The 24,215-nt window shown below is 65.1% G+C and carries 21 protein-coding genes; 15 read left to right on the top strand and 6 right to left on the bottom strand.

What is annotated here, in order from left to right; all coding sequences use genetic code 11:
• Positions 1 to 34: 34 nt before the first annotated feature.
• Positions 35 to 1,936: a methyl-accepting chemotaxis protein gene (locus tag U8330_RS08230; RefSeq protein ID WP_323104709.1), complete on the bottom strand. Its 1,902-nt coding sequence runs from the start codon at positions 1,934 to 1,936 to the stop codon at positions 35 to 37.
• A gap of 319 nt (positions 1,937 to 2,255) precedes the next feature.
• Between U8330_RS08230 and U8330_RS08225 the strand changes: the two genes are divergently transcribed.
• The gene (locus tag U8330_RS08225) at positions 2,256 to 2,798 is read left to right on the top strand and encodes a DUF1003 domain-containing protein (RefSeq protein ID WP_323104708.1); all 543 of its coding nucleotides are present in this window, start codon (positions 2,256 to 2,258) and stop codon (positions 2,796 to 2,798) included.
• Positions 2,799 to 2,802: 4 nt separating this feature from the next.
• Here U8330_RS08225 and U8330_RS08220 read toward each other — a convergent pair whose 3' ends face one another.
• Complete coding sequence (locus tag U8330_RS08220; RefSeq protein ID WP_323107231.1) at positions 2,803 to 3,477, bottom strand: HAD family hydrolase; 675 nt, start codon at positions 3,475 to 3,477, stop codon at positions 2,803 to 2,805.
• A 263-nt stretch (positions 3,478 to 3,740) separates the two neighbouring features.
• Between U8330_RS08220 and rpiA the strand changes: the two genes are divergently transcribed.
• The 6 genes from rpiA to U8330_RS08190 all read left to right on the top strand — a co-directional run bounded on the left by rpiA (position 3,741) and on the right by U8330_RS08190 (position 9,610).
• Complete coding sequence (gene rpiA / locus U8330_RS08215) at positions 3,741 to 4,442, top strand: ribose-5-phosphate isomerase RpiA (protein WP_323107230.1); 702 nt, start codon at positions 3,741 to 3,743, stop codon at positions 4,440 to 4,442.
• Between the two features lie 88 nt (positions 4,443 to 4,530).
• Positions 4,531 to 5,076 carry a DUF2059 domain-containing protein gene (locus U8330_RS08210; protein WP_323104707.1) on the top strand — a complete coding sequence of 182 codons (546 nt, stop codon included), beginning with the start codon at positions 4,531 to 4,533 and terminating at the stop codon, positions 5,074 to 5,076.
• A 163-nt stretch (positions 5,077 to 5,239) separates the two neighbouring features.
• Positions 5,240 to 6,628, top strand: a complete 1,389-nt coding sequence (gor, locus tag U8330_RS08205; protein ID WP_323104706.1) for a glutathione-disulfide reductase — start codon at positions 5,240 to 5,242, stop codon at positions 6,626 to 6,628.
• A 185-nt stretch (positions 6,629 to 6,813) separates the two neighbouring features.
• A complete protein-coding gene (locus tag U8330_RS08200) occupies positions 6,814 to 8,187 on the top strand; it encodes a class II 3-deoxy-7-phosphoheptulonate synthase (RefSeq protein WP_323104705.1) in 1,374 nt (457 codons plus the stop codon).
• A 96-nt stretch (positions 8,188 to 8,283) separates the two neighbouring features.
• Positions 8,284 to 8,682 (top strand): GFA family protein, encoded by a 399-nt coding sequence (locus U8330_RS08195; protein WP_323104704.1) that lies wholly within the window; start codon positions 8,284 to 8,286, stop codon positions 8,680 to 8,682.
• Between the two features lie 106 nt (positions 8,683 to 8,788).
• Positions 8,789 to 9,610 (top strand): NYN domain-containing protein, encoded by an 822-nt coding sequence (locus tag U8330_RS08190; protein ID WP_323104703.1) that lies wholly within the window; start codon positions 8,789 to 8,791, stop codon positions 9,608 to 9,610.
• 84 nt (positions 9,611 to 9,694) lie between these two features.
• Here the strand turns inward: U8330_RS08190 and U8330_RS08185 are convergent, their stop codons facing one another.
• Entirely contained in the window at positions 9,695 to 11,578 is a 1,884-nt protein-coding gene (locus tag U8330_RS08185; RefSeq protein ID WP_323104702.1) for a L,D-transpeptidase family protein, read from the bottom strand.
• Positions 11,579 to 12,043: 465 nt separating this feature from the next.
• On the opposite strand from U8330_RS08185, the gene fumC reads away from it, so the two are divergent.
• Together fumC and U8330_RS08175 are read left to right on the top strand one after the other, a co-directional pair.
• Positions 12,044 to 13,435: a class II fumarate hydratase gene (gene fumC / locus U8330_RS08180; protein WP_323104700.1), complete on the top strand. Its 1,392-nt coding sequence runs from the start codon at positions 12,044 to 12,046 to the stop codon at positions 13,433 to 13,435.
• A 181-nt stretch (positions 13,436 to 13,616) separates the two neighbouring features.
• The gene (locus U8330_RS08175) at positions 13,617 to 14,687 is read left to right on the top strand and encodes a GGDEF domain-containing protein (RefSeq protein WP_416236832.1); all 1,071 of its coding nucleotides are present in this window, start codon (positions 13,617 to 13,619) and stop codon (positions 14,685 to 14,687) included.
• A 36-nt stretch (positions 14,688 to 14,723) separates the two neighbouring features.
• On the opposite strand, the gene U8330_RS08170 is transcribed toward U8330_RS08175, so the two are convergent.
• Both U8330_RS08170 and U8330_RS08165 read right to left on the bottom strand, forming a co-directional pair.
• Positions 14,724 to 15,986, bottom strand: a complete 1,263-nt coding sequence (locus U8330_RS08170) for a low temperature requirement protein A (RefSeq protein WP_323104698.1) — start codon at positions 15,984 to 15,986, stop codon at positions 14,724 to 14,726.
• Positions 15,983 to 16,357, bottom strand: coding sequence for a DUF971 domain-containing protein (locus U8330_RS08165; RefSeq protein ID WP_323104697.1), 375 nt, complete (start codon positions 16,355 to 16,357; stop codon positions 15,983 to 15,985). Before U8330_RS08165 ends, U8330_RS08170 begins: the two co-directional genes overlap by 4 nt.
• 304 nt (positions 16,358 to 16,661) lie before the next feature.
• On the opposite strand from U8330_RS08165, the gene moaA reads away from it, so the two are divergent.
• Genes moaA through mobB form a run of 3 tightly spaced genes read left to right on the top strand, consistent with a single transcriptional unit; the run spans position 16,662 to position 18,827 of the window.
• Positions 16,662 to 17,648: a GTP 3',8-cyclase MoaA gene (moaA, locus tag U8330_RS08160; RefSeq protein WP_323107228.1), complete on the top strand. Its 987-nt coding sequence runs from the start codon at positions 16,662 to 16,664 to the stop codon at positions 17,646 to 17,648.
• A gap of 58 nt (positions 17,649 to 17,706) precedes the next feature.
• Complete coding sequence (gene mobA / locus U8330_RS08155; RefSeq protein ID WP_323104696.1) at positions 17,707 to 18,309, top strand: molybdenum cofactor guanylyltransferase MobA; 603 nt, start codon at positions 17,707 to 17,709, stop codon at positions 18,307 to 18,309.
• On the top strand, positions 18,306 to 18,827 hold the full coding sequence (mobB, locus tag U8330_RS08150; protein WP_323104695.1) for a molybdopterin-guanine dinucleotide biosynthesis protein B: 522 nt from the start codon (positions 18,306 to 18,308) through the stop codon (positions 18,825 to 18,827). Before mobA ends, mobB begins: the two co-directional genes overlap by 4 nt.
• Positions 18,828 to 18,931: 104 nt before the next feature.
• Here the strand turns inward: mobB and U8330_RS08145 are convergent, their stop codons facing one another.
• Positions 18,932 to 21,118, bottom strand: a complete 2,187-nt coding sequence (locus U8330_RS08145; RefSeq protein WP_323104694.1) for an OmpA family protein — start codon at positions 21,116 to 21,118, stop codon at positions 18,932 to 18,934.
• A gap of 355 nt (positions 21,119 to 21,473) precedes the next feature.
• On the opposite strand from U8330_RS08145, the gene U8330_RS08140 reads away from it, so the two are divergent.
• The 3 genes from U8330_RS08140 (at position 21,474) to U8330_RS08130 (ending at position 24,157) form a co-directional block, all read left to right on the top strand.
• Positions 21,474 to 22,256 carry an ABC transporter substrate-binding protein gene (locus U8330_RS08140; protein WP_323104692.1) on the top strand — a complete coding sequence of 261 codons (783 nt, stop codon included), beginning with the start codon at positions 21,474 to 21,476 and terminating at the stop codon, positions 22,254 to 22,256.
• Between the two features lie 240 nt (positions 22,257 to 22,496).
• Positions 22,497 to 23,300, top strand: coding sequence for an ABC transporter permease (locus U8330_RS08135; RefSeq protein WP_323104691.1), 804 nt, complete (start codon positions 22,497 to 22,499; stop codon positions 23,298 to 23,300).
• On the top strand, positions 23,297 to 24,157 hold the full coding sequence (locus U8330_RS08130; protein WP_323104689.1) for an ABC transporter permease: 861 nt from the start codon (positions 23,297 to 23,299) through the stop codon (positions 24,155 to 24,157). Before U8330_RS08135 ends, U8330_RS08130 begins: the two co-directional genes overlap by 4 nt.
• Positions 24,158 to 24,215 lie beyond the last annotated feature (58 nt).

The raw sequence follows: 24,215 nt of genomic DNA, 5'->3' as shown, positions 1-24,215 counted from the left end.
GTCGGTGGTCACGCGGCTTAGCGGCGGACGAACGTCACGCGGCGCGACGGTGCTGCCGGTCGATCCGCTCGTCCAGGCGGAAGCGGGCGAGAAGATCCTGAAGCTGCCGGCTCTGATCGGCAAGCGTCTCGCTGGCCGCCGTCGTTTCCTCCACCATCGCCGCATTCTTCTGTGTCATCTGGTCCATGTGGTTGACGGAGGTGTTGATCTCACCGAGTGCCATCGCCTGCTCCCGCGCTGCCTCGGCAATGCTTTCGACATGGGCGTTCACCCGGTTGACCAGATCCTCGATCTCGACCAGCGCATCCCCCGTGGAGCGCACCAGCGAGACGCCGCCTTCGACTTCCGCGGCCGAGGCCGAGATCAGCGTCTTGATTTCCTTGGCGGCATTGGCCGAGCGCTGGGCGAGCTCGCGCACCTCCTGCGCCACCACCGCAAACCCCCGACCCGCCTCGCCGGCTCTGGCTGCCTCGACGCCGGCATTGAGCGCCAGAAGGTTGGTCTGGAAAGCGATCTCGTCGATGACCCCGATGATCTGGCCGATGCGGCTGGAGGAGGTCTCGATGCGGCCCATGGCATCGACCGCGCTGCGCACGATCTGGCCGGACCGGGCGGCGCTGTCCTTGGTTTCCCGCACCATGCTGCGCGCCTCGTTGGCGCGGGTGGAGGAGGTGCGCACGGTCGCGGTGATTTCGTCGAGTGCGGCAGCCGTCTCCTCCAGCGCCGCCGCCTGCTGTTCGGTGCGCTTCGACAGATCGTTGGCAGCGGCGCTCAATTCGGACGAACTGTCCGAAATGGTGGTTCCAGCGCCGCGCACGCTGTCCATGGTCGAACGCAGCGTGACCATGGTGGCGTTCATATTGGACTGCAGTTCGGCGAAGGCGCCCTGGAAATGACCGTTCATGCTCTGCGTCAGATCAGCGTCCGAGAGGGCGCCAATGACGCGGCGGAGCTCCGTCGTCGCATTCTCGACACTGGACACCAGCTCGTTGACGCTGGCAGCGAAACGATTGAGGTCGGCGGAGCCGTAGTCGCGGGTGATGCGACCGGAAAAATCGCCGGCCACGGCGGCGGCGACGACGTCGGCGATGCTCGACTGCAGCGCGCCGCTTGCGGCCTGCAGCGCCGCCTCCTGCGCCTTCATATCCCGCATCGCCCTTGCATTGCGGCGGAAGACATCGAGGGCGCGGGCCATTTCGCCGATCTCGTCCTTCCGCGCCGTATCGGTCGTGCCATCCTCGTCGAGACGGCCTTCGGCGAGCGCGCTCATCACCCCGGTCAGATCGCGGACCGGCCCGACGATCCCCCGCCGTGCCACGACCAGGCTGACGGCGGCCCCCAGCAGCAAGGCTCCGCCCGCGGCCAGAAGCTGGACCAGCATCGCCAGGCGCGATTTGTCCAGCGCGCTGGTGCGCGCCTCTGCGAGCGCCTCGCCGGAATAGGTGGAATACTCCTTCACAGCGGCGGTGACCGCCTTCTGCCCGTCAAGCGCGGTGCCGAGCGCGGCGCCGACCGCCGCCGCGTCGTTCCCCTTTGCGGCCGCGACATCGACGAGCGCCCGGATCGCGCCAAAGTAGCTTTCGAGCTTCGAGCGAATGGTCGCCAGCATGGCCTGCTCCTGCGCATCGGCCACCGCTTCGATTTTCGGCAGGCGGGCCAGCATCTCGCCGCTGCGCTTCTCCGCCTCCGCGCGGAAGTCTTCGGCCTTGGCCGGCGCGGCGGCGAGCTGGTAGGTCATGCGGCTGATGGCGATGATGTCGACCCGCAGATCCATCGCTTCGCGCGCCACCTCTTCGCGGGCGCCAACATCCACCATGCTCTGTTCGAGCGACGCCATGCCGCGCGCGCCGACGGCAGCGATCGTCGCCGAGGAGGCGCCCATAACCAGGACCACGAGGCCGATCTTCTTCAGGATGGAGAGATTGCGAAAGGACATGGCGGAGCTCCGGCGATGAGCACGGTCATCGCAACGCGTGAACGGAAGAGAGCGGAGAGGACCTGATGTCCCGTCATGGCACAGTTGCCGACCGGTTCGGCACATCGTGCAATTTCCTTCTAGGCGGCACGCACTGAATAAGTCGTAAATTACGCAACGCCGACGTGTGAATGCCGGCCAGAACGGCCGGTCCCGCCCGGAGGAAGCGGCTTGGCGGCAATCCTGCAAGGGACTAAGGAACAGCGGCCGCAGGACCGGCAGAGCGCACCCCGATCCGCAGCGACCTTGCCACCGAACCGGGCGCTCCGGACCTGCCGCCATGACCCAGATCGACGAGATTTCCCGCCGCCTGTTCAACAAGCCGCTCGCCGCGCTTGGCGCCGTGGAGCGCCGGGTTCTGAGCAATGCGCATCTCAAGCAAACCGTTTCGGAGGATACGAACGCCACCTTCGTCGCCACGCAGGGCTTCGGCGACCGGCTGGCCGATCAGATTGCCAGAGTGGGCGGCTCGTGGAGCTTCATCCTCTCATTCCTCGCCTTTCTCGTCGTCTGGGCGGTGCTCAACACGCTGATGCTCGGGCGAGAGGCCTTCGACCCCTACCCCTTCATCTTCCTCAATCTCGTGCTGTCGATGATCGCCGCCATCCAGGCCCCGATCATCATGATGTCGCAGAACCGGCAGGCCGAGAAGGATCGACTGGATGCCGCAAAGGATTACGAGGTCAACCTGAAGTCCGAGGTGGAGCTGATCTCGCTTCACCACAAGATCGACACCGTGCTCTTGCGCGAGATCGCCAGCCTGCAGGAGGAAATCGCCCGCCTGCACAGCCGTCTGGACGCCGCAGAGGCGAGACGAGACTGAGCGACTAGCGCGCCAGCAGCTCGTCGATTAGCGCAACCGTCAGCTCGGAGAAATGGGTGATGACGACATCGGGGTTGAGCGTCTCGACGCCGACATTCGAATAGCCGAAGGGAACGGCGATCACCGGCACATGCGCATTGCGCGCGGCCAGCACGTCGTTGAGGCTGTCGCCCACCATGATTGCCCGCTCCGGCACGCCGCCGGCGAGACGAATGGTGGCCAGCAGATGCTCGGCATGCGGCTTGCGAACATCGAACGTATCGCCACCGGTGATCGCTGCAAAACGGCCGTCGAGGTCGAGGCGCTCCAGCAAGGTGCGCGCCAGACCCTCCAGCTTGTTGGTGCAGACCGCGAGCCGGAAACCGGCCGCCTGCAGCCGGTCCATGGCATCGAGAATGCCCGGATAGGGATGCGAATTGCCTGGCATCGTCTCATGGTAATGCGCGATGAAGGTCTTGAGCTGCCAGTCGAGGCTGTCCTCGTCGAGCGGCTTGCCGCGCAGCTTGAAGGTGCGCTCGATCATGGCGCGGGCGCCATGGCCGACAATATGGGTCAGGTCATCGTAATCGACCGGCTCGAGGCCGGCCTGGGTCACGGCATGGTTGAGGCTCGCCACGAGATCGGGCGCCGTATCGACGAGTGTTCCATCGAGATCGAAGACCACGGTGACCGGGGAGATGCCGCCCGTCGTTTCAATATGGGAAGTGGGGATCAAGCGGGGCGCTCCTTGCTCGGGCACGGACCGCTGCGGATCCGCGTCACTGATTGCTGCGGGTTACGGGATGACCTTCGAAAAAGCAATCATCTCCTGCACCCCGTGCTAGAGCCTCAGCGGACGGAAGGCGGCCTGCGGGGGCTTTCGCTCCTGCACCGTGCCGTGTAAACGTCGTCGCCACCGGGCCATGACCCGAGAGACAGGATATCGTGGGAGCACGCGGCGCGATGGATGCCCGCCAGATGAAGATCAAGGCCGCCGAGGCGGCGCTTTCGCATGTGGAGGACGGCATGCGCCTCGGCATCGGCACCGGCTCGACGGCGGAGGAGTTCATTCGCCTGCTCGCCGAACGCGTCGAGGGCGGCCTGCGCGTCGAAGGCGTGCCCACTTCGGAGCGGACCGCCCGGCTCTGCCTCGACCTCGGCATCACGCTCCGCTCGCTCGACGAGCTGCCGGAACTGGACCTCACGATCGATGGCGCCGACGAGGTCGATCCCGACCTTAACCTGATCAAGGGTGGCGGCGGCGCGCTGCTGCGCGAAAAGATCGTGGCGACCGCCTCCTCGCGGATGATCGTCATTGCGGACGAGAGCAAGGTCGTCGATACGCTCGGCGCCTTCAAGCTGCCGATCGAGGTCAACGCCTTCGGGCTGAATGCGACCCGTATCGCCATCGAGAAGACCGCCAGCCGGCTCGGCCTCAGCGGTGCGATCGCGCTGCGCGGCGGGGCGGAGGAACCCTTTCAAACCGATGGCGGCCATCTGATTCTCGATGCATCTTTTGGCCGTATTCCTGATGCAGATGCGCTCGCGCGGGCGCTCAACGCCATCCCAGGCGTGGTCGAGCACGGGCTATTCATCGGCGTCGCGACGCTTGCCATCATCGCCGGACCGACGGGTGCGAGGAGCATGTCGGCACGCGAGCGGTAGGCGCGCACCACGCAGAGTGATTTTGGATCGAGGAGGAGAGGCGCCGAACCGCGCCATCCGTCCGGACAACGAACAGGAGCTTCTTTTAATGATCAAGTTTGCAGGCCGCACCTTTGCCGCCGCCGTTCTCCTCGCCGCTGCGCTGGCCCCTGCCGCAAAGGCCCAGGAGGTGACCGAGGACCAGCTGAAGGCTGCCCGCGCCGCCATCACCGCGATCGGCGCGACGAACAATTTCGACAACATCCTGCCGAACCTTGCCGAACGGCTGAAGGGCAGCCTGATCCAGTCCTCGCCCAACTATCAGGACCTGATCAGCACCACGGTCGATTCCAAGGCGCTCGAACTCGCCGCCCGCCGCGCCGATCTGGAGCGCGAAGCGGCGACCATCTACGCCAAGACCTTTACCGTCGAGCAGCTGAACGCGATCACCGCCTTCTACTCCTCCGACGCCGGCAAGAAGCTCCTGAACGACGGGCCGATCGCCTCGCGCGAAATGCTCAAGGCCGCCGACATCTGGGCCGCCGGTGTCTCGCGCGACCTGACCTCGGCCACCACCAAGGCTCTCGAAACGACCCTGGCGCCCCCGGCCGGCGAAGCCGGTCAGGCCCCGGCCACCACGCCGCCGGCGCAGTAAGAGCCGAGCCGGTCATCGACGACATGCAAGCCCTCCGCGACAGCCGTTGCGGGGGGCTTTCCATTTGCGGGCAAGGAACCCTATATCTCTGGCCGGACCCGCACGTCCGCACCCCCGCAGGTCTGCGGGGTCTTCCTCCCTCATCCTGCCTCCGGAGCCCGCCATGCCCAGCTTTGACTATGATCTCTTCGTCATTGGCGGCGGCTCCGGCGGGGTGCGCAGCGCCCGCGTGGCGGCGTCGCTCGGCAAGAAGGTCGCGATCGCCGAGGAATTTCGCTACGGCGGCACCTGCGTCATCCGCGGCTGCGTGCCGAAGAAGCTCTATGTCTATGCCTCGGAATTCTCGACCGACTTCAGGGACGCGGCCGGCTTTGGCTGGAGCGTGGGCGAGACCCGATTCGACTGGCACAAGCTGGTTGCGGCCAAGGAAGCCGAAATCACGCGCCTCGAAGGCCTCTATCAGAAGGGCCTTTCCAATGCCGGTGCGGACATTCTCAACACCCGGGCCGAACTCGTGGGCGCCAACCAGATCAAACTGGTTTCGACCGGGCAGATCGTCACGGCCGAGCGAATCGTCATCGCGGTCGGCGGCCGGCCAGCCCCGCATGATGCCCTGCCCGGCCATGCGCTGACGATCACCTCCAACGAGGTCTTTGACCTGCCCGAGCTGCCGGCTTCGATCCTGATCGCCGGCGGCGGCTATATCGCCGTCGAGTTCGCCAATATTCTGCACGGCCTCGGCGTCGAGGTGACGCTGATCTATCGCGGCAAGGAGATTCTCTCCCGCTTCGACCGCGATCTCCGCGAAGGCCTGCACAAGGCCATGGTCGAGAAGGGTATCCGCATTCTCTGCGAGGACATCATCCATGCGGTCTCGGAGCTGCCGGACGGCCGCCGCCGCGTCGAGACGCTGAAGGGCGAGACGCTGGAGGTGGATCAGGTGATGCTGGCGCTCGGCCGGACGCCAAACACCGAGAATCTCGGCTTGGAGGCCGCCGGAATCCGCACCGACCACCAGGGCGCGATCATCGTCGACGCCTTCTCCCGCACCAGCGCGCCCGGCATCTACGCGATCGGCGACGTGACCAACCGCGTGCAGCTGACGCCGGTCGCCATCCACGAAGCCATGTGCTTCATCGAGACCGAATACAAGAACAACCCGACCTCCCCCGACCACGACCTGATCCCGACCGCCGTCTTCTCCCAGCCCGAGATCGGCACCGTCGGCATGACGGAGGAGGAAGCTGCCGCGAAGATCGACGAGCTGGAGATCTATCGCGCCGAGTTCCGTCCGATGCGGGCGACACTCTCCGGCCGCACGGAAAAGACGATCATGAAGCTCGTCGTCAATGCCGCCGACCGCAAGGTTCTGGGCGCGCATGTGTTCGGTCCGAGCGCGGGCGAGATGGCGCAGCTCCTGGGCGTCGCGCTCAAGGCCGGGGCCACCAAGGACAGTTTCGACCGCACCATGGCCGTCCATCCGACCGCGGCGGAAGAACTCGTCACCATGTACACGCCCTCCTACCGGATCAAGAACGGCGAGCGGGTCTAGGACGTCGACCCCGGCCCGGCGCGGCCCCGCCCGACTGCCGTGGGCCGGCGCGGCGAGGCCGAGACACCCGAAGGCTCGGGCTTTGCAAGCGGGCCGTGAAGGTTTATAAGCCCGCATCCTAAATGGCGCCCCGGACGGCGCCGTGTTGAGACCGGCGGGAGTAAGCCGGGCGAAAGGCGATTGACATGGCACAGAACTGGACACCAGCAAGCTGGCGGCAGAAGCCCATTCAACAGGTGCCGGACTATCCGGATCAGGCGGCACTCGAGGCGACCGAAGGCCAGCTGGCCACCTATCCGCCGCTGGTCTTTGCCGGCGAGGCACGCAACCTGAAAAAGGCGTTGGCCAACGTCTCCGAGGGCCGCGGCTTCCTGCTGCAGGGCGGCGATTGCGCCGAGAGCTTCGCCGAACATGGCGCGGACACGATCCGCGACTTCTTCCGCGCCTTCCTGCAGATGGCGGTCGTGCTGACCTTCGGCGCTCAGCAGCCGGTCGTCAAAGTCGGCCGCATCGCCGGCCAGTTCGCCAAGCCCCGCTCGTCGAACATCGAGCGTCAGGGCGAGATCGAGCTGCCGAGCTATCGCGGCGACATTATCAACGGCATCGAGTTCACCGAGAAGGCGCGGATCCCCGATCCGGAACGCCAGATCAACGCCTATCGCCAGTCGGCCGCGACGCTGAACCTGTTGCGTGCCTTCGCCATGGGCGGCTATGCCAATCTGGATAATGTGCACCAATGGATGCTGGGCTTCGTCAAGGACTCACCTCAGGCCGAGCGGTATCGCAAGCTTGCCGACCGGATCTCCGAGACGATGGACTTCATGAAGGCGATCGGTATCACGCCGGAGACGAACCCGTCGCTGCGCGAAACCGATTTCTTCACCAGCCACGAAGCGCTGCTGCTCGGCTACGAGCAGGCGCTGACGCGCATCGATTCGACCTCCGGCGACTGGTACGCCACCTCCGGCCACATGATCTGGATCGGCGACCGCACACGCCAGCCGGACCATGCCCATGTCGAATATTGCCGCGGCATCAAGAACCCGATCGGGCTGAAATGCGGCCCGTCCATGACCGCCGACGGCCTGATCGAGCTGATCGACATCCTGAACCCGGCCAACGAGGCGGGGCGCCTGACGCTGATCTGCCGCTTCGGCCATGACAAGGTGGCCGAGCACCTGCCGCGCCTGATCCGCGCCGTGCAGCGCGAAGGCAAGAAGGTCGTCTGGTCCTGCGACCCGATGCATGGCAACACGATCACGCTGAACAGCTACAAGACCCGCCCCTTCGAGCGGATCCTGTCGGAGGTCGAGAGCTTCTTCCAGATCCACCGCTCGGAAGGCAGCCACCCGGGCGGCATCCATATCGAGATGACCGGCAAGGACGTGACCGAGTGCACCGGCGGCGCCCGCGCGCTTTCCGGCGCCGATCTCGGGGATCGCTACCACACCCATTGCGATCCGCGGCTGAATGCCGACCAGGCACTGGAACTGGCCTTCCTGCTCGCCGAGCGGATGAAGGGCGGACGCGACGAGAAACGCCTGGCAGCCGCCGGCTGAGCCATCAGCCCGGCTGATCCTTGCGCTCAGCATCCTGCGTTTGACAGACACGGGCCGGGGATCGATCCTCGGCCCGTTATCATGTCGGGAGGACGCATGCCGGACCATCACCATCAGGGCCAGTGCCTGTGCGGCGCTGTGCGCATCGTCGTCAAAGGGCCTTTGCGGGACGTGACCGCCTGCCATTGCTCGCAATGCCGACGCCAGACGGGTCTCTACTACGCGGCGACCAATGCAGCGCAGGCGGATCTCGTCATCGACGGCGACGCAGCGATCCGCTGGTACCGCTCGAGCCCGACGGCCCGGCGCGCCTTCTGCCAGACCTGCGGCTCGGCCCTCTTCTGGCAGGCCGATGGCCGAAGCGACATCTCGATCATGGCCGGCCTCTTCGACACCCCCTCAGGCCTCACCATCGCCAAACACATCTTTTGCGCCGACAAGGGCGATTTCTACCTCATCCCGCCAGACGCGCCACAGTTCCCTGCAGACGGTTAAGCAAGAAGCCAAGCAAGTCGGAAAGGCGAAAGGTTTCCCTCGCCAAAGCCGAGGTCGATGATACTCTGCGTGAACGAGAGAAATAGCTCGCGCGGAGAAAGATCGGATGATGCAGCCGGAGAGGTTGGCTCTGTTAATTGACGGTGACAATACATCACCCAGATACATTGCCGATCTTCTTGACGCGGTGCGCCGCTACGGCACGCCGACGGTCAAGCGCATTTATGGGGACTGGACGAAGCCGGATCTCGGAGGCTGGAAAGACTGTCTGCTTGAACATTCGATCCAACCGATCCAGCAATTCGCCTACACGACGGGCAAGAACGCCACCGATGGCGCCATGATCATCGATGCGATGGATCTGCTCAGCAGCAACCGCTTCTCCGGCTTCTGTCTTGTCTCCAGCGACAGCGATTTCGTACGGCTCGCTGTGCGGATTCGTGAACAAGGTCTTCCCGTTTACGGGTTCGGCGGCTGCAAGACCCCGCGCCCCTTCGTGACCGCCTGCGACCGGTTCATCTACCTCGAGACACTGCGCGTCGACACCCTCGCCGGCTCTGCTCCTCTCTCGTTGGGAGCCAACCTCGTTGGCGACATGCAGGCGAAGTCCACGTCTGCCACGAAGCCCGGCCAAACAAAAAAAGCCGGATCAGGCACGCTCGCAAAGCGAAAGCTGACCAAAGCCGCCCTCGCTACGCTCCGCCGCGTCGTGCAGGCATCGGCCGACGAACATGGGTGTGCACCATTGTCCCAAGTCGGCATGCTGCTCGCCAAGCAGCATCCGGAATTCGACTGCCGCACCTTCGGCCACTCGCAGCTGAGCGAGTTGGCCGAGGCCTGTGGTATTCTGGATGTCGAGCGGTCCGAAGCCAATCCGATGATCGTCATCGTCAGGCTGAAGGGACCGACCGCAACGACCGCAGCCTGAAACAGGACAGAAGGGCAAGCCAAGCAATAGGCCGCGCTCTTCTCAAGAGCGCGGCCTGTGCGTGGAGTACCGTGTCGATCGGGGTTAGCCCTCGGTGCGGCGGGCCTTGTCGGTGGCGGCCATGGCCTTCAGCATGTAGCTGTCGCGGTCATAGACGTCGTCGAAATAGCGCACGGTGCCGGTCTTGTCCGGCCAGGCGGTGAAGTAGGAGACGTAGATCGGGATGCGCTGCGGAACGGTGACACCCTTGTTGCGGCCGCCGGCGATCTGCTTGGCGACATCCTCGACCGACGTGCCGAGCACGGCAGCCGCCATGCGGCGCGGATCGGAAAGACGCACGCAACCATGGCTGAGCGCGCGCATGTCACGCTTGAAGAAGCTCTTCGACGGCGTGTCATGCATGTAGATCGCATGCGCGTTCGGGAAGAGGATTTTCAGCTCGCCGAGCGCATTGTCATCCGACGGCGGCTGGCGGACGGAGACGCCCTTGGTGGAGCCGTACCAGTCGACATCATAGGACGAGACGGCTCTGCCGCCGACCTCGACCTGATAGCCGAGACGGTCGAGATAGCCAGGGTCGCTGCGCAGCTTCGGCAGCATCTCGTTGATGATGATCGACTGCGGCACGCCCCAATAGGGGTTGAACTCCACGGTCTGGATTTCGTCCTCGAAGAAATAGGTCTGGTTCGACTTGGAGCCGACCACGACGCCCATCTGAAACTGCTCGATGCCCTTGTCGTGATAGGACACGGTGTAGGCCGGCTGGTTGATGAAGACGTAGCGCTGGCCGAGATCGGCCGGCAGCCAGCGGGCCTGCTCCATGGCGATCCGCAACTTCTCGATCTTGGCGTCCGCGCTGTCGCCACCCGTCAGGATACGGATCGACGCCTTGCCGACGACGCCGTCCGGCTTGAGACCATTTTCCTTCTGGAACCCTTCGACGAGGGCGACGAGATCCGGCGTATAAACCGGCGTGCCCTGATAGGTCGCCAGAGTTGCCGCATGCGCGGCCTTGAGTTCATCCGACCCCTTCTGGCGAATGCCGGCAACGACATTGGCGAGCTCCGGATCGGACATGCCGGGCTTCAGGAGCGTGCCGGGGGCAATCGTGATCCTGGTGCTTTCGCCTTCGCGTTCGGACAGGCGCTTCAGCTCGGCGCGCAGCGCGGTAAACTCCGGCCCGGACGGGGTCTGGGTGGAGAGATAGGCGGCGATGTCGTTGCTGGCCGCGATGACGCGGAGCTTGCCGGCCAGATTGACCGGCTTGCGCGCGAAATCGTGATAGCCGGAGATCCGGTTCGGATCGATCCGGCCGCGCACGGTGTCCTGGACATAGGACAGGACGGCCGCCGTCAGCCGGATCTCGAAGGAGACGAGGGCGGTCTCGCGCGTCGCGGCATCCGCTGTCGGATCGATGGCCGGCAGGTCGACGCGGTAATCCGCCGAATTCAGCCCGATCTCATCCGCCTTCGACAGAAGGTCGAGGGCGGCGCGTGCCTTGGCGTTCGGCCCCTGCCCGTCCACCCAGATCAGCGTATCGACACGGCCATAATAGTCTTCGATGACCTTGGCGATCTCGGCCGGCGCATAGGCATTGACGGCGCCCATCAGCGGCCGCGCGGTGGCATCGGAGCCAGTGGAAACGGTCGTCACCCCGCCTGCCTGCAAGGAACCGGTGACCAAGGGGTCGACCAGCTTGTCGGTCTCGATGCGACGGAGCGCTTCGGCTTTGTAGGTATAGTATTGCGGACCGGTGACCCGCGGTGCCGGCGCTGCGGCAGCGCGCTCGCGGGGGGCGGCAGCCGGTGCCTGCGGCTCGAGCCCCGGCAGAACCTGCATCTCTTCGACCGGCTTCTTGCGGCGGAAGAGATCCATCAAGGTCATTGCGTCGGCGGTGCCGACCCCCAGTGTCGGGAGTGTGCATCCGGTCATCAGGGCGACGAGCGCCGCCTTTGTCTTGAAGGTCATTGGTCGAAACTTCCCGTGTCGCAGTGCCGCCTCATGGCAGATCGCGCCCGATGCCCCATCATGTCATCAAGCTCCCTGCTTATAGAAAAGGTTGGTGAATGAAAAGGAAACGCCAGCCGCTACTCCTGGCCGCAGGGCTCCGGTCTGCCAAGGCTCCTTGGAGAAGAACCCTAGAAAAATCAGAAGGGTAGGTGGCTCTGTTGACTCGGTGTTTCAGCGGATCTTTGTCGTCTCCGCCATGGCAGCGTGCAACTCCGGTCACGTCTGTGGTGCAAAAGGCACAAGCGCTGTCGAGCCCCACAAAAGTCTGATCGATTCGCGCGGGAGCCACAGGCCCGCCCCTCTTTACAAGCGGCGCGCAACCGGGGCACAGAGGAGCCCTGTCGGGGCGTCGGCTTCTGTCGCCCCAGCCGCCCGCCGGCAGGCGCCGCGGGCGATCATCTGGACGAGCCAGGGGGAAAGACGATGACGGCAACGCGCACGGAAACAGATACATTCGGCGGGATCGAGGTCGAAAGCGACCGCTACTGGGGCGCACAGGCCCAGCGCTCGCTCGGCAATTTCAAGATCGGCTGGGAAAAGCAGCCGGTGGCCATCGTTCGTGCGCTCGGCATCGTCAAGCAGGCGGCGGCACGCACCAATGTCGCGCTCGGCCGCCTAGACCCTGCGATCGGCGACGCGATCGAAAAGGCTGCGCAGGAGGTGATCGACGGCAAGCTCAACGACCACTTCCCGCTGGTCGTCTGGCAGACCGGCTCCGGCACGCAATCGAACATGAATGCCAACGAGGTCATCTCCAACCGCGCGATCGAGCTGCTGGGCGGCACCATGGGCTCCAAGAAGCCGGTTCATCCGAACGACCACGTCAATATGAGCCAGTCGTCCAACGACACCTATCCGACCGCCATGCACATCGCCTGCGCCGAGCGGGTCGTGCACGATCTGCTGCCGGCGCTCAAGCACCTGCATGCGGCGCTCGAGGTTAAGGTGAAGGCCTTCGATCACATCATCAAGATCGGCCGCACCCACACGCAGGATGCGACGCCGCTGACGCTCGGACAGGAGTTCTCCGGCTATGCCGCGCAGGTGGCCTCCTCGATTAAGCGGATCGAGATGACGCTGCCCGGCCTGCAGGAACTCGCCCAAGGCGGCACGGCGGTCGGCACCGGCCTCAATGCCCCGGTCGGCTTTGCGGAGAAGGTGGCCGAAGAGATCGCCGCGATCACCGGCATCGCCTTCACCACGGCGCCGAACAAGTTCGAGGCGCTGGCTGCGCATGATTCCATGGTTTTCAGCCATGGCGCCATCAATTCCACCGCCGCCGCTCTGTTCAAAATCGCCAACGATATCCGCCTGCTCGGCTCCGGTCCGCGCTCGGGCCTCGGCGAGCTGTCGCTGCCGGAAAACGAGCCGGGCTCGTCGATCATGCCGGGCAAGGTCAACCCGACACAGTGCGAAGCGCTGACCCAGGTCTGCGTGCAGGTGTTCGGCAACCATGCGGCGCTGACCTTCGCCGGCAGCCAGGGCCATTTCGAGCTCAACGTCTACAACCCGCTGATGGCCTACAACTTCCTGCAGTCGGTCCAGCTGCTTGCCGACGCAGCCGTCTCGTTCACCGACCATTGCGTCGTCGGCATCGAAGCGCGCGAAGACAATATCAAGGCGGCGCTCGACCGCTCGCTGATGCTGGTCACGGCGCTCGCGCCGAAGATCGGCTATGACAACGCAGCCAAGATTGCCAAGACCGCGCACAAGAACGGCACGACGCTGCGCGAGGAGGCCGTGGGCGGCGGCTATGTGACGGATGAGGAATTCGACGCCGTCGTCCGCCCGGAAACCATGATCAGCCCAGCCTGATCTGTTCGAGCCTTACGTCACGCTGGCACGGCCTCCGTCATCACCGCATGACGGAGGCCGTGGCGTTTCAGCGCGTGCGAAGATGTTTGCAATGCGATCGATAATATTCGCGTCACGTTAAGCATTGGAAAAGCATTCACAATGTAGGCTCCCGGGCACATTCAGAACGCGGGAACCTCCAGTGCAGCCGCCGATTGTCAACAAGCCTCAGGCCCCCGACATTGCCACGCAGGTGACATTCGCCATGCGCATCATGGGCATTTCGCCCATCCCGCGGAATTACGAGCTCTATTACGAGGCCTATATCGGCTCCAACCCGAAGCTGACCAAGGAGCTGGCGGCGCTGGGCAGCAAGGCGACGCAGGACGAGCTGGACGAGATCGCATCGCGCTATTTCGCCCATATCCACCATGCGGCCGGCGTCGAACGGGCGCACAACAAGCTCGTCAAGCAGCTGACCGATCTCTTGACGATGATGCGCGAAGAGCAGTTCGCGCTCGAGAACTACAACAAGGTACTGGGCGAAGCCTACCAGAACATCACCAGCAAGAGCGCCTCCGGCGTCGAGATCCTGCGCAATGCCGTGGCGCTGATCAGCGAGGCGACCGCCGACACGATGAAGGAAGGGCGCGAGCGCGCCGAGACGGTGGAGATGAAATCGGTCGAGATGGAGGTCATCCGCCAGGAGCTCGACGAGTACAAGCGCATCGCCAACACTGATTCCCTGACCCGGCTCGCAAACCGCCGCGCCTTCGACGAAAGGCTGGCCAGCCTTTACAATGCCGAGCACGCCCGCCCCTTCACCACGCTGCTGGTTGCCGATATCGACCACTTCAAGAAGGTCAACGACACCTACGGTCATCCGGTCGGCGACAAGATCCTGGCGACCGTCGCCACGGTCATCCGCTCCAACCTCCGCCGCGACGCCTTCGTTGCGCGCACGGGCGGCGAGGAATTCGCGATCATCCTCACCGACAGCACGGTGGAAGAGAGCATGGCGATCGCCGAGCGCGTTCGCCTGGCGCTCGCCAACACACCGTTCAAAAATTCCAAGACCGGCGTCAACTACGGCCCGATCACGCTCTCGTTGGGGGTCTGCCAGGCGTCCGTCGCCGACGACCCGGTCGATCTCTACCAGAAGGCCGATATCGCGCTCTACTGCGCCAAGAATTCCGGCCGCAACCGCTGGACGGTTTATGAGGACGGGATGAAGAAGGACACCGGCAAGAGCTGGCTGCTCTACCGCCGTTAGTCGCAGGCGTCCCCGCCGGAGCTTCGATCCGCCTGCCTATTCCGAATGGTTCTCGCCCTCGCCGGTCGCTGCCAGGGCCTTCAATGAGATATATTCCCAGACGGCGACGATCACGAGCACGCCGAGGCTCGCTAGAAACAGCTGGTAAGGCTCGGCGAAGAAAGCGAACGGCGCGATGACCGCAAGCAGCGCCAGACCGCCCAGGTGGGACGGCGGCAGGCGCGGCGCGACGGCGCCCTTGATCCAGAGATTGCCGAGAAGAAAGACCGCCGGTCCGCCGAGCACCGCACTTGCCGTCTTGAAATCGGTTTCCCCGGTCGGATGTTTGAGCACGAGCTCATCGCCCACCGCGCAGAGAATGATGCCGGCAACGATCGGGATGTGGGCATAGGTGAAGATGGTGCGGGCGACATCGCCGGGCGTCGCGTCCTTCTCGATCCGCTCCGCCGCCCTCTCCTGCCCGAAGCGGAAGTAGATCCACCACATCGACACGGTGATGGCGAAGGACGCGGCAAACAGGGCGAAGATCGCCGGCGTCAGTTCCAGGCTGACCAACGTTCGGCCGGACGCCAGAACCGTCTCGCCGAGGCAGATGATGACGAACAGCGCGCAGCGTTCGGCCATATGGGCGCCGAGGATATCCCAATCCTCGATACCCGAGCGACCGAGGCCCGGAACCCGGAAATTGAGGACCGGCGCCAGATATTCGATCGTCAGCGCCGCGATCCAGAGGAAAAGCTGCGCCTCGCCGCCTATGAGCGCACCGGCAATCCAGAACGGCGCCGACAGGAGAAGCCAGCAGGTGGTGCGCAGCAGGTTGTCGAATTCGTCCGGACTGTGCCCGTAGAGCGCATAGAGCGCAAACAGCGACCGCCCGACCTGCATCGCCACATAGGCGCCGGCAAAGATGAGCGCCTTTTCTTCGAAGGCTTCGCCGATCGAGGTGGACAGAAGCAGCCCGGCAAACATCAGCACGAAGAGCATCGCCCGAACCGGCGGCTTGTCCGGATCCAGCCAGTTCGTCACCCAGGTGGTGAAGATCCAGACCCACCAGACGGCGAGGATGAGCACGATCGCCTGCACGAAGCCGGTCAGCGAATAGTGACCGGCGAGGCGATGGCTGAGCTCGATGGCGGTAAAGACGAAGACCAGGTCGAAGAACAGTTCGGGGAAGGCGACCTTGTCCTCCTCGTCCTCCCGCCGCTCGCGCTTCCAGCCGGCGCGGTCGAAAAGGCCGGCTGCGCGGCGCGGAGGTGCCGGTGATGGGATGGTCTCCTGGGATCTGTCCGCGCCGGTCATCGAGCGTAACCCGGACGGTCGCGGCTCAAACCCTTTTCCGCCAGTTCCGCTTCGTAAGCGGCAAACAGGCTATCGCCCTCTTCCACCAGCTGCCGCAGGTAGGCCCAGGTGAAGATGCCCGTATCGTGTCCATCGTCGAAAGCGATGCGCACCGCGTAATTGCCGGTGGGCTGCACGGCGCGAATTGTCACCTCCCGCTTGCCGGGCACCGTCACCTTCTGCCCGGGCCCGTGGCCCTGCACCTCGGCGGAGGGCGAAAGGACGCGCATGGCCTCGGCAGGGACTGCGCCGCGCAGCCCGTCGGTGAAGACAATCGTCAGCGTGCGCCGGTCCTTCGACACGGTCAGTTCGCTCGGCCAGATCTCGCTCATCCGTTCACCCTCTCGTCACTGCCACTTGATTTGCCGGGTCCGAGGGGCACATTCGCCACAATGGACATTGTCATCCCGCCGCCCCCTTCCCTCTCTTAACCCGATTCCGGCCAGAGACGCAGCCGACGGCGGGTTGAAGCGTTGCCGGCCATTGCGCGGAGCCGGCAATGCCATGATATAGTCCTTGCGAACGACGGAGACAGGCGTGACCAGCATCATCATCGACCGGCGCAAGACCTTTGCAGAGCCTGCCGCCGCACCGGCGCTCACGCAGCCCGCGCCCGGCAGCACCAGCGCGTCGCAGATGATCGATCCCTTCGGCCGCGCCGTCAGCTATCTCCGCGTGTCCGTGACCGATCGCTGCGACTTCCGCTGCACGTATTGCATGGCGGAGGACATGACCTTCCTGCCGAAGAAGGACCTGCTGACGCTCGAGGAGCTGGACCGGATCTGTTCGGCCTTCATCGCCAAGGGCGTGCGCAAGCTGCGGCTGACAGGTGGCGAACCGCTGGTGCGCCGGAACCTGATGAGCCTGGTTCGCAGTCTCGGCCGTCACCTGGAAAGCGGCGCACTCGAGGAGCTGACGCTGACCACCAATGGCTCGCAACTGGCCCGCTATGCCGGCGAGCTCGCCGCGGCCGGCGTGCGGCGCATCAATGTGTCGCTCGACACGCTCGATGCCGACCGCTTCCGCGCGCTGACCCGGCGCGGCGATCTGGCCGTGGTGCTCAACGGCATCGATGCGGCGCAGAAGGCGGGCATCGAGGTCAAGATCAACGCGGTGGCGCTGAAGGGCGTCAACGAGACCGAGATCCCGGCGATGATCCGCTGGGCGCATGGCCGCGGCATGGACATGACGCTGATCGAAACCATGCCGATGGGCGAGATCGACGAAGACCGCACCGATTTCTATCTGCCGCTTTCCAAGCTGCGCCAGTCGCTCGGCAGTGCCTTCACGCTGCGCGACAACGCCTATGCCACTGGCGGACCGGCCCGCTATGTGACGGTGGAGGAGACGGGCGGACGGCTCGGCTTCATCACGCCCATGACGCACAATTTCTGCGAAAGCTGCAACCGCGTGCGCCTGACCTGTACCGGCACGCTCTATATGTGCCTCGGCCAGGACGATGCGGCCGATCTGCGGGCCGCCGTTCGCGAGAGCGAAGGCGACGCGCTGCTGGAAGCCCGCATCGACGCGGCGATCGCCCGCAAGCCGAAGGGCCATGATTTCATCATCGATCGCAACAACCGCCCGGCCGTCTCGCGCCATATGAGCGTGACCGGCGGATGAGGTCACCTCGGCAACCGGACCGCGTTGCCGCGCCGGGATCGTGCGAGGTCGGCGCTCGATGACGCTCGGCCTTGTCCTGGCGGGAGGCGAATCGCGGCGCATGGGTCGTGACAAGGCCGAAGCTCTGCTCGGCGGTCGCCCTCTGGCCGTTCACGCGCTGGCGCGCCTCCGCCCGCAGGTCTCTTGGCTGGCGCTCAACAGCCGCAGCGCACCGCAGGACATGGCTGCCGACGTGACCCTCGTTCCCGACAGCGACGCGGTCCGTCTCGGCCCGCTCGCCGGTGTCCTCGCCGGACTGCGGCATGCGCAGGCGATCGGCCAGGACTTCGTCGCCACCGTGCCGGTCGACGCACCCTTCTTTCCGCAGATGCTCGTCACGCGGCTGAGGGAGGCCATCAGCGACGCTTATCCGATCGCCGTCGCCGCATCAGGCGAAACGCTGCATCCGGTCTTCGCGCTCTGGCCGGCGAGGCTTGCCGATGATCTCGAGACGTTCCTGCGCACCGACCCAAAACGCCGGGTCCGAAGCTTCCAGGAACGCCATAGGGCCGCCACCGTCATTTTTCCGGCGTCGGACCCCAGCCCTTTCCTCAACCTCAACACGCCCGAAGACCTGGCCGAGGCCGAACGACTACTCGCCATGCGGAGAGACGACGAATGACGCAGCCCAAGGTTTTCGGCATTGCCGGCTGGAAGAATTCCGGCAAGACCGGCCTCGCCGTCCGCCTGGTGACGGAACTGACGGCGCGCGGCTACCGGGTCTCGACCATCAAGCACGCGCATCATGATTTCGACATCGACAAGGAGGGCGCCGACAGCTTTCGCCACCGCGAAGCCGGGGCGCAGGAGGTGACGATCGTCTCCGGCACGCGATTTGCGATCATGCATGAGCTGCGCGGCGCAGCCGAGCCGAGCTTCGAAGAGATTTTGGCGCGCCTGGCGCCCTGCGATCTCGTGCTCGTGGAAGGCTACAAGCGCGAGCCGATCCCGAAGATCGAGGCGAGACGGCTGGAGGCGAAGAACACGACGCCGCTCGCCCCCACCGACCCGCATATCCGCGCCATCGCCGCCGACCACCCGGTCGAGGCCCCCGGCCTCGCCGTCTTCGACCTCAACGACACAGCCGCCCTTGCCGACTTTGTCGAAGCTCTCTGCGCGCTGACGCGGCCTGCAACCTGAAACGGCGAACTGCCGTCTTTCATCGGCAGCGCATGCTGCCAGCAACGACAAAACGGCCCGGCAGGGGGACTGCCGGGCCGCTTTCTTTGTTGAACGCCTGATGCTTACTTTTCGGCCACCGGGCGCACCAGCGGGGTGACGCGGCGGATGGTGACGCGGCGGTTTTCCTGCTCGGGACCGTCCGTGCGCACCTTGAGGAAGCGCTCGCCATAGCCCTGGGTGACCAGGTTTTCCGGCGGGATCTCGTAGATATCGGTCAGCAGCGAGGCCACCGATTCCGCGCGCTCATCCGACAGGATCAGGTTGGACTGATCGGAGCCGACGGCGTCCGTATGCCCTTCGATCAGGAACGTCTCGCCCGGATCCTTGTCGATCACCTCGAGCATCGCGTCGGCAACACGGCGCAACGTTTCCGTCTGGGACTGCGGCACCTCGGCGCTGCCGGTGGCGAAGGTCAGCGTATCGAGGTCGACACGGCGCACCTTGTCACGCAGGCGGGCGGAGTTGCGGACTTCGTCGATCGAGTAGGTCCGCTCGACGCGCTCGACCGGCGGCTCGGAAAGGAAGGCGTAATAGTCGCGATCCGGCTCCGTGGAGGTGTCGATGATGTAGTCTTCGACCGGCACCGTCAGGCGCATGGGCGGCAGGTCCTCGCCGACGTCGTAGACCGGCGGGCGATCGCCCCCGTCCACGTCGGGCGCGTAGACCATCAGCACTTCGCGGCCATCGGGGTTGATGCGCGAGCGCTGGACGATGTCGCCATAGCGGTTGTAGATCGTGACGACGCGGACGCCATTGGCCCGTTCGATGACTTCGCGCGTGCGGCCACCGCCCAGCTCTTCATAATAGCTGTCGCGGGCGTCGCGGCGCAGGCGCGGACGGTCGTCGCCACGCACCACCACTTCGTCGCCGAAATCGAGAACGATTCGGTTGTTGCGCCCTTCCTCGATGCGCGGACGACGGCGGTCGCCAAAGCCTTCGATGAAGTCCTGCGCATCATATTCCGGCACGCGGTCGATACGCGTTCCGCGTTCCTCGATGGCGGCGCGCAGTTCGTCACGCGACGGACGGCGCTCTCGCAGCTCGGACTGGGCTTCGGCGTCGCTCGTCGGTGCAGCCTGGCGGCGCTCTTCGCGGGCCTTGATGCGTTCCGCACGACGACGTTCGCGCGCGTCCTGGCCACCGCGATTGTCGGCATCCTTGTCGCTGTCGAGAACGGCGGCGCCATTTTCCACCGGAAGGACGACCGTGTCGTCGCTCTTCGACGGATCACGGGCGAGCTGTTCCTTTTCTTCCCGCGTGCGCTTGTCGGCGATCGGCTTGCGGTCGCGCCGACGGTCCTGCGCGCTGTCGTCGGCCGGCGCGGAATCGAAGCCGACGCCGTCCTGCTGCTGCTGGCGACGACGCTCTTCGCGCGCCTTGATGCGCTCTTCGCGGGCCTTCAGGCGTTCTTCGCGGCTCTGGCCTTCGGCCGGTGCCGCTGCGTCTGCCGGCGCCGCCTTATCGGCAGTCCCTGCACCAACGCCGCCCTGACCAGACTGCTCCTGCTGACGACGCCGCTCTTCGCGGGCCTTGATCCGCTCTTCGCGGCTCTTGGCCGCATCGTCAGCGCCTTCGCCGACGCCGTCCTGGCCGGCGTTCTGCTGCTGCTGGCGGCGGCGCTCTTCGCGCGCCTTGATCCGCTCTTCGCGGCTCTGTTGTGCGGCGCCGTCATCGGCGGCGGCCGGTTTCTGGTCATTGCCGCCCTGGTCGGCATTCTGCTCCTGCTGGCGGCGGCGCTCTTCGCGCGCCTTGATCCGCTCTTCGCGGCTCGGCTTGGCAGCGCCGTCATCGGCAGCGGCCGGCTTCTGGTCGTTGCCGCCCTGGTCGGCATTCTGCTCCTGCTGGCGGCGGCGCTCTTCACGCGCCTTGATCCGCTCTTCGCGGCTCGGCTTGGCGGCATCGTCGCCGGCAGGCTTCTGGTCGTTGCCGCCCTGGTCGGCATTCTGCTCCTGCTGACGACGGCGCTCTTCGCGCGCCTTGATCCGCTCTTCGCGGCTCGGCTTGGCGGCATCGTCGCCCGACTGCTCCTGCTCACCCTGCTGTTCGCGCTGGGCGCGGCGTTCGGCGCGGCGCTTCTTCAAGAGCTCTTCTTCGCTGGCGCCACCGCCATCGGCGGCACCTGGATCAACTTCGGCCTGGGCAATCTGAAATGGCTGGTACTGGACTTCCGCCAGCGCCGGCTGCAGGCCGATCGTGGCCGAAAGCACGGGCAGCGCGACTGTCGCGAAAAGTTTTGAACGAATGGTCATGGGTCATCTCCTCCTGGAGAGGCTTATTTCGTTATCGTCCCCGGCCGAGACCGGATCCTTTGAGAACGTCGCAGTCGGCACCGTCGCGATCGGTGCCTTAAGCCTTACTGAGCTAGCAGCGCCGACCTGAATCGGCGATGAATGCCGCGTTCATGCGCGACAGATAGGCGCAGCGGGCGGTTCGGAAAGGTGAGCATCGTCTTTTGGTAAAGCAGCGCTTTTCCTGTTGCATTTGCGACGGACAGTCGGATTAATCCTGGCAAGCCGGCACTGGCCGCCGGCCCAAGGACGGAGCGATTGATCGAAACTGCCGAAGCAATGGCAGGCCGCCCGTCCGCCAACAGAGAGGATCTCCATGTTCACCCGGAAACATTTCATGACCGCCGCGGCCGCCGCCGTCTTCTCGCTGGCCGCCGGTGCGGCGCTGGCAGATGGTGAAAAGGTCGTCATCGGTACGGAAGGCGCCTACCCGCCCTTCAACGTGCTGGAACAGGACGGCTCGCTGACCGGCTTCGACATCGACATCGCCAAGGCGCTCTGCGTCGAGATGAAGGCGGAGTGCAGCTTCGTCACCCAGGATTGGGACGGCATCATCCCGGCGCTCGAGGCCAAGAAGTTCGACGCAATCATCGCCTCCATGTCGATCACGGCCGAGCGCAAGGAGAAGGTCGACTTCACCAACAAATACTACAACACCCCGCCGGCCATCGCCGTGCCGAAGGACAGCGACATCACGGCCGCAACGCCGGAAGCGCTGGAGGGCAAGACGCTCGGCGCGCAGGGCTCCACCACCCATTCCAACTATGCCGAGGCCCATATGAAGGGCGCCGAGGTCAAGCTCTATCCGACCGCCGACGAATACAAGCTCGACATCGTCAACGGCCGCATCGACGCGGTGATCGACGATGTCGTCGTTCTCTCGGAATGGCTGAAGACCGCCGACGGCGCCTGCTGCAAGCTGCTCGGCACGCTGCCGATCGACCCGAAGATCAACGGCGAAGGCGCCGGCATCGCGCTGCGCAAGGGCGACGACGCGCTGCGCGAGAAGTTCAACGCCGCGATCAAGGCGATCCGCGACAACGGCGAATACAAGAAGATCCAGGACAAGTACTTCACCTTCGACGTCTACGGCGGCTAAGGCGTAAATTGCCAGGCGGCTCACCGGTCGCCTGGCATTTTCCTGCGGCCTGACGTCAGCTCAACGCCGGAGACTTAGGGCAACGAAGGGCCTCTCGCTGGCATGCTGCTCAGGGTGCAGATGCCTCATCTGTGTGCAGTGTAAACAGAGCCTTGCCCTCGGCCGGCTTTTGTCCCAAAACTTGAAGCCATCGAGAAGGGGCGTCCGTTTGAGAAACGCCTCGAGGGGACCGTGCATCTCATGAGCGGATTATTCGCCGCGCTTTCCTCCGCCGTTTCCACGGTGGGGGCCATCATCGATCCATGGTGCGGACCTGTCGGTCTGTTCCGGCTGTTTGCGGGGCAAAGCCTGCTGGCCTGCGGCGACGCGGGCTGGGGCGACGAAGTGGGCTACGGCTTTCTGGTCACCGCCTCGCTGGCGATCGCCACCCTGCCGGTCGGCCTGTTCTTCGGCTTCATGCTGGCGCTGGCCCGTCAGTCGGAGGAACCCTCGCTGAGGCTGGCAGCCAATATCTACTCGACCATCTTCCGCGGCCTGCCGGAACTCCTGACGCTGTTCATCGTCTATTACGGCCTGCAGATCCTGGCACAAAGGGTGCTGGCGCTGGTCGGCTATGGCGGCCCGGTGGAAATCAATGCCTTCTTTGCCGGCATGATCGCGCTCGGCGTCGTCTTTTCGGCCTATTGCGCCGAAGTGCTCGAATCCGCCTTCAAGGCGATTCCGCGCGGCCAGTATGAGGCCGGCGATGCGCTGGGTCTGCGACGCCGCAAGACCATGCGGCTCGTCATCCTGCCCCAGTTGATCCGCATCGCCCTGCCCGGCCTCGGCAATCTGTGGATGGCGCTGTTGAAGGATACCGCGCTCGTCTCGGTCATCGGCCTGCCAGACATTCTGCGCCAGACCGGCATCGCCGCCCGCGTCAGCAAACAGGCCTTCGAATTCTTCGGGCTCGCCTGCCTGCTGTTCCTCGTTCTGGCGCTTGCCTCCTCCTTCGTGATCAAGCTGGTCGAGCGCTGGGCGCGCCGTTCGGAGGTGGCCCGATGAGCCTCGAAACCACCGCTCCGCCACCGGCGATCGGCGCCGATGGACTGATCCCGCCGCAGGCCCCGCCGCCGGCTGCCGCCAAGCCCTATACGCTGGCGCGGCTTGCAGGGCGCATTGTGCTCGGCATCTGGCTTGCCGCCGGCATCGGCATGGTTCTCATGGTGGTCGAGGGCTGGGACCCGGCCAAATTCGCCACCTATGGCCCACGCCTCCTCTCCGGCCTCGGCGTGACACTCGGCCTCGTCGCCGCCTCGATCTCGATCGGCGCCCTCCTCTCGCTGCCGATCGCCGCCGGCCGGATGGCGAAGAACAGGCTCGCCGCAGGGGCGGCCTATCTCTATGTCTACGCCTTCCGCGGCACGCCGCTGATCATGCAGCTGTTCCTGATCTATTACGGCCTCGGCAGCTTCCGCCCGCAGCTGCAGGATCTGGGGCTCTGGTGGTTCTTCCGCGATGCCTGGAATTGCGCGCTGTTCGCCTTTACGCTCAACACGGCCGCCTACCAGGCCGAGATCCTGCGCGGCGCGATCGAAAGCGTGCCGCGCGGCCAGCGAGAAGGGGCCGCCGCCCTCGGCCTGCCGCAGCGAATCGCCTTCTTCAAGGTCATCCTGCCGCAGGCGATGATCGTGGCGCTGCGCCCCTATGGCAACGAGATCATCCTGATGATCAAGGGGTCTGCCATCGTCGCGATCGTCACGGTCTTCGATCTGATGGGCGAAACCCGCCGTGCCTTCTCCCGCACCTTCGACTACCAGATGTATCTCTGGGCCGCGGTGCTCTATCTGATGATGGTGGAACTGCTGCGCAATGTCTGGGCCTGGCTGGAACTGCGGCTGACGCGGCATCTGAAGCGGTAGCGCCGATCCGGCGCCGCTTGGCAGCACTCCCATGAAGCTGCTGCCAAGCATCTGTTAT

Source organism: Rhizobium sp. CC-YZS058, from assembly GCF_034720595.1.
Lineage (GTDB): Bacteria > Pseudomonadota > Alphaproteobacteria > Rhizobiales > Rhizobiaceae > Ferranicluibacter.
The sequence above is the reverse complement of the archived record's forward strand: the minus strand, read 5'-3'. Positions and strand labels throughout refer to the sequence as shown.

What these genes read in the sequence shown, in the direction of transcription:
- U8330_RS08225 (WP_323104708.1), top strand. Translation starts at nt 2,256, where the DNA reads ATGACCCAGATCGACGAGATTTCCCGCCGCCTGTTCAACAAGCCGCTC.
- U8330_RS08230 (WP_323104709.1), bottom strand. Translation starts at nt 1,936, where the DNA reads ATGTCCTTTCGCAATCTCTCCATCCTGAAGAAGATCGGCCTCGTGGTC.
- fumC (WP_323104700.1), top strand. Translation starts at nt 12,044, where the DNA reads ATGACGGCAACGCGCACGGAAACAGATACATTCGGCGGGATCGAGGTC.
- mobA (WP_323104696.1), top strand. Translation starts at nt 17,707, where the DNA reads ATGACGCTCGGCCTTGTCCTGGCGGGAGGCGAATCGCGGCGCATGGGT.
- U8330_RS08170 (WP_323104698.1), bottom strand. Translation starts at nt 15,986, where the DNA reads ATGACCGGCGCGGACAGATCCCAGGAGACCATCCCATCACCGGCACCT.
- U8330_RS08185 (WP_323104702.1), bottom strand. Translation starts at nt 11,578, where the DNA reads ATGACCTTCAAGACAAAGGCGGCGCTCGTCGCCCTGATGACCGGATGC.
- U8330_RS08210 (WP_323104707.1), top strand. Translation starts at nt 4,531, where the DNA reads ATGATCAAGTTTGCAGGCCGCACCTTTGCCGCCGCCGTTCTCCTCGCC.
- gor (WP_323104706.1), top strand. Translation starts at nt 5,240, where the DNA reads ATGCCCAGCTTTGACTATGATCTCTTCGTCATTGGCGGCGGCTCCGGC.
- U8330_RS08165 (WP_323104697.1), bottom strand. Translation starts at nt 16,357, where the DNA reads ATGAGCGAGATCTGGCCGAGCGAACTGACCGTGTCGAAGGACCGGCGC.
- U8330_RS08200 (WP_323104705.1), top strand. Translation starts at nt 6,814, where the DNA reads ATGGCACAGAACTGGACACCAGCAAGCTGGCGGCAGAAGCCCATTCAA.
- mobB (WP_323104695.1), top strand. Translation starts at nt 18,306, where the DNA reads ATGACGCAGCCCAAGGTTTTCGGCATTGCCGGCTGGAAGAATTCCGGC.
- U8330_RS08145 (WP_323104694.1), bottom strand. Translation starts at nt 21,118, where the DNA reads ATGACCATTCGTTCAAAACTTTTCGCGACAGTCGCGCTGCCCGTGCTT.
- U8330_RS08135 (WP_323104691.1), top strand. Translation starts at nt 22,497, where the DNA reads ATGAGCGGATTATTCGCCGCGCTTTCCTCCGCCGTTTCCACGGTGGGG.
- rpiA (WP_323107230.1), top strand. Translation starts at nt 3,741, where the DNA reads ATGGATGCCCGCCAGATGAAGATCAAGGCCGCCGAGGCGGCGCTTTCG.
- U8330_RS08140 (WP_323104692.1), top strand. Translation starts at nt 21,474, where the DNA reads ATGTTCACCCGGAAACATTTCATGACCGCCGCGGCCGCCGCCGTCTTC.
- U8330_RS08190 (WP_323104703.1), top strand. Translation starts at nt 8,789, where the DNA reads ATGATGCAGCCGGAGAGGTTGGCTCTGTTAATTGACGGTGACAATACA.
- moaA (WP_323107228.1), top strand. Translation starts at nt 16,662, where the DNA reads ATGATCGATCCCTTCGGCCGCGCCGTCAGCTATCTCCGCGTGTCCGTG.
- U8330_RS08130 (WP_323104689.1), top strand. Translation starts at nt 23,297, where the DNA reads ATGAGCCTCGAAACCACCGCTCCGCCACCGGCGATCGGCGCCGATGGA.
- U8330_RS08195 (WP_323104704.1), top strand. Translation starts at nt 8,284, where the DNA reads ATGCCGGACCATCACCATCAGGGCCAGTGCCTGTGCGGCGCTGTGCGC.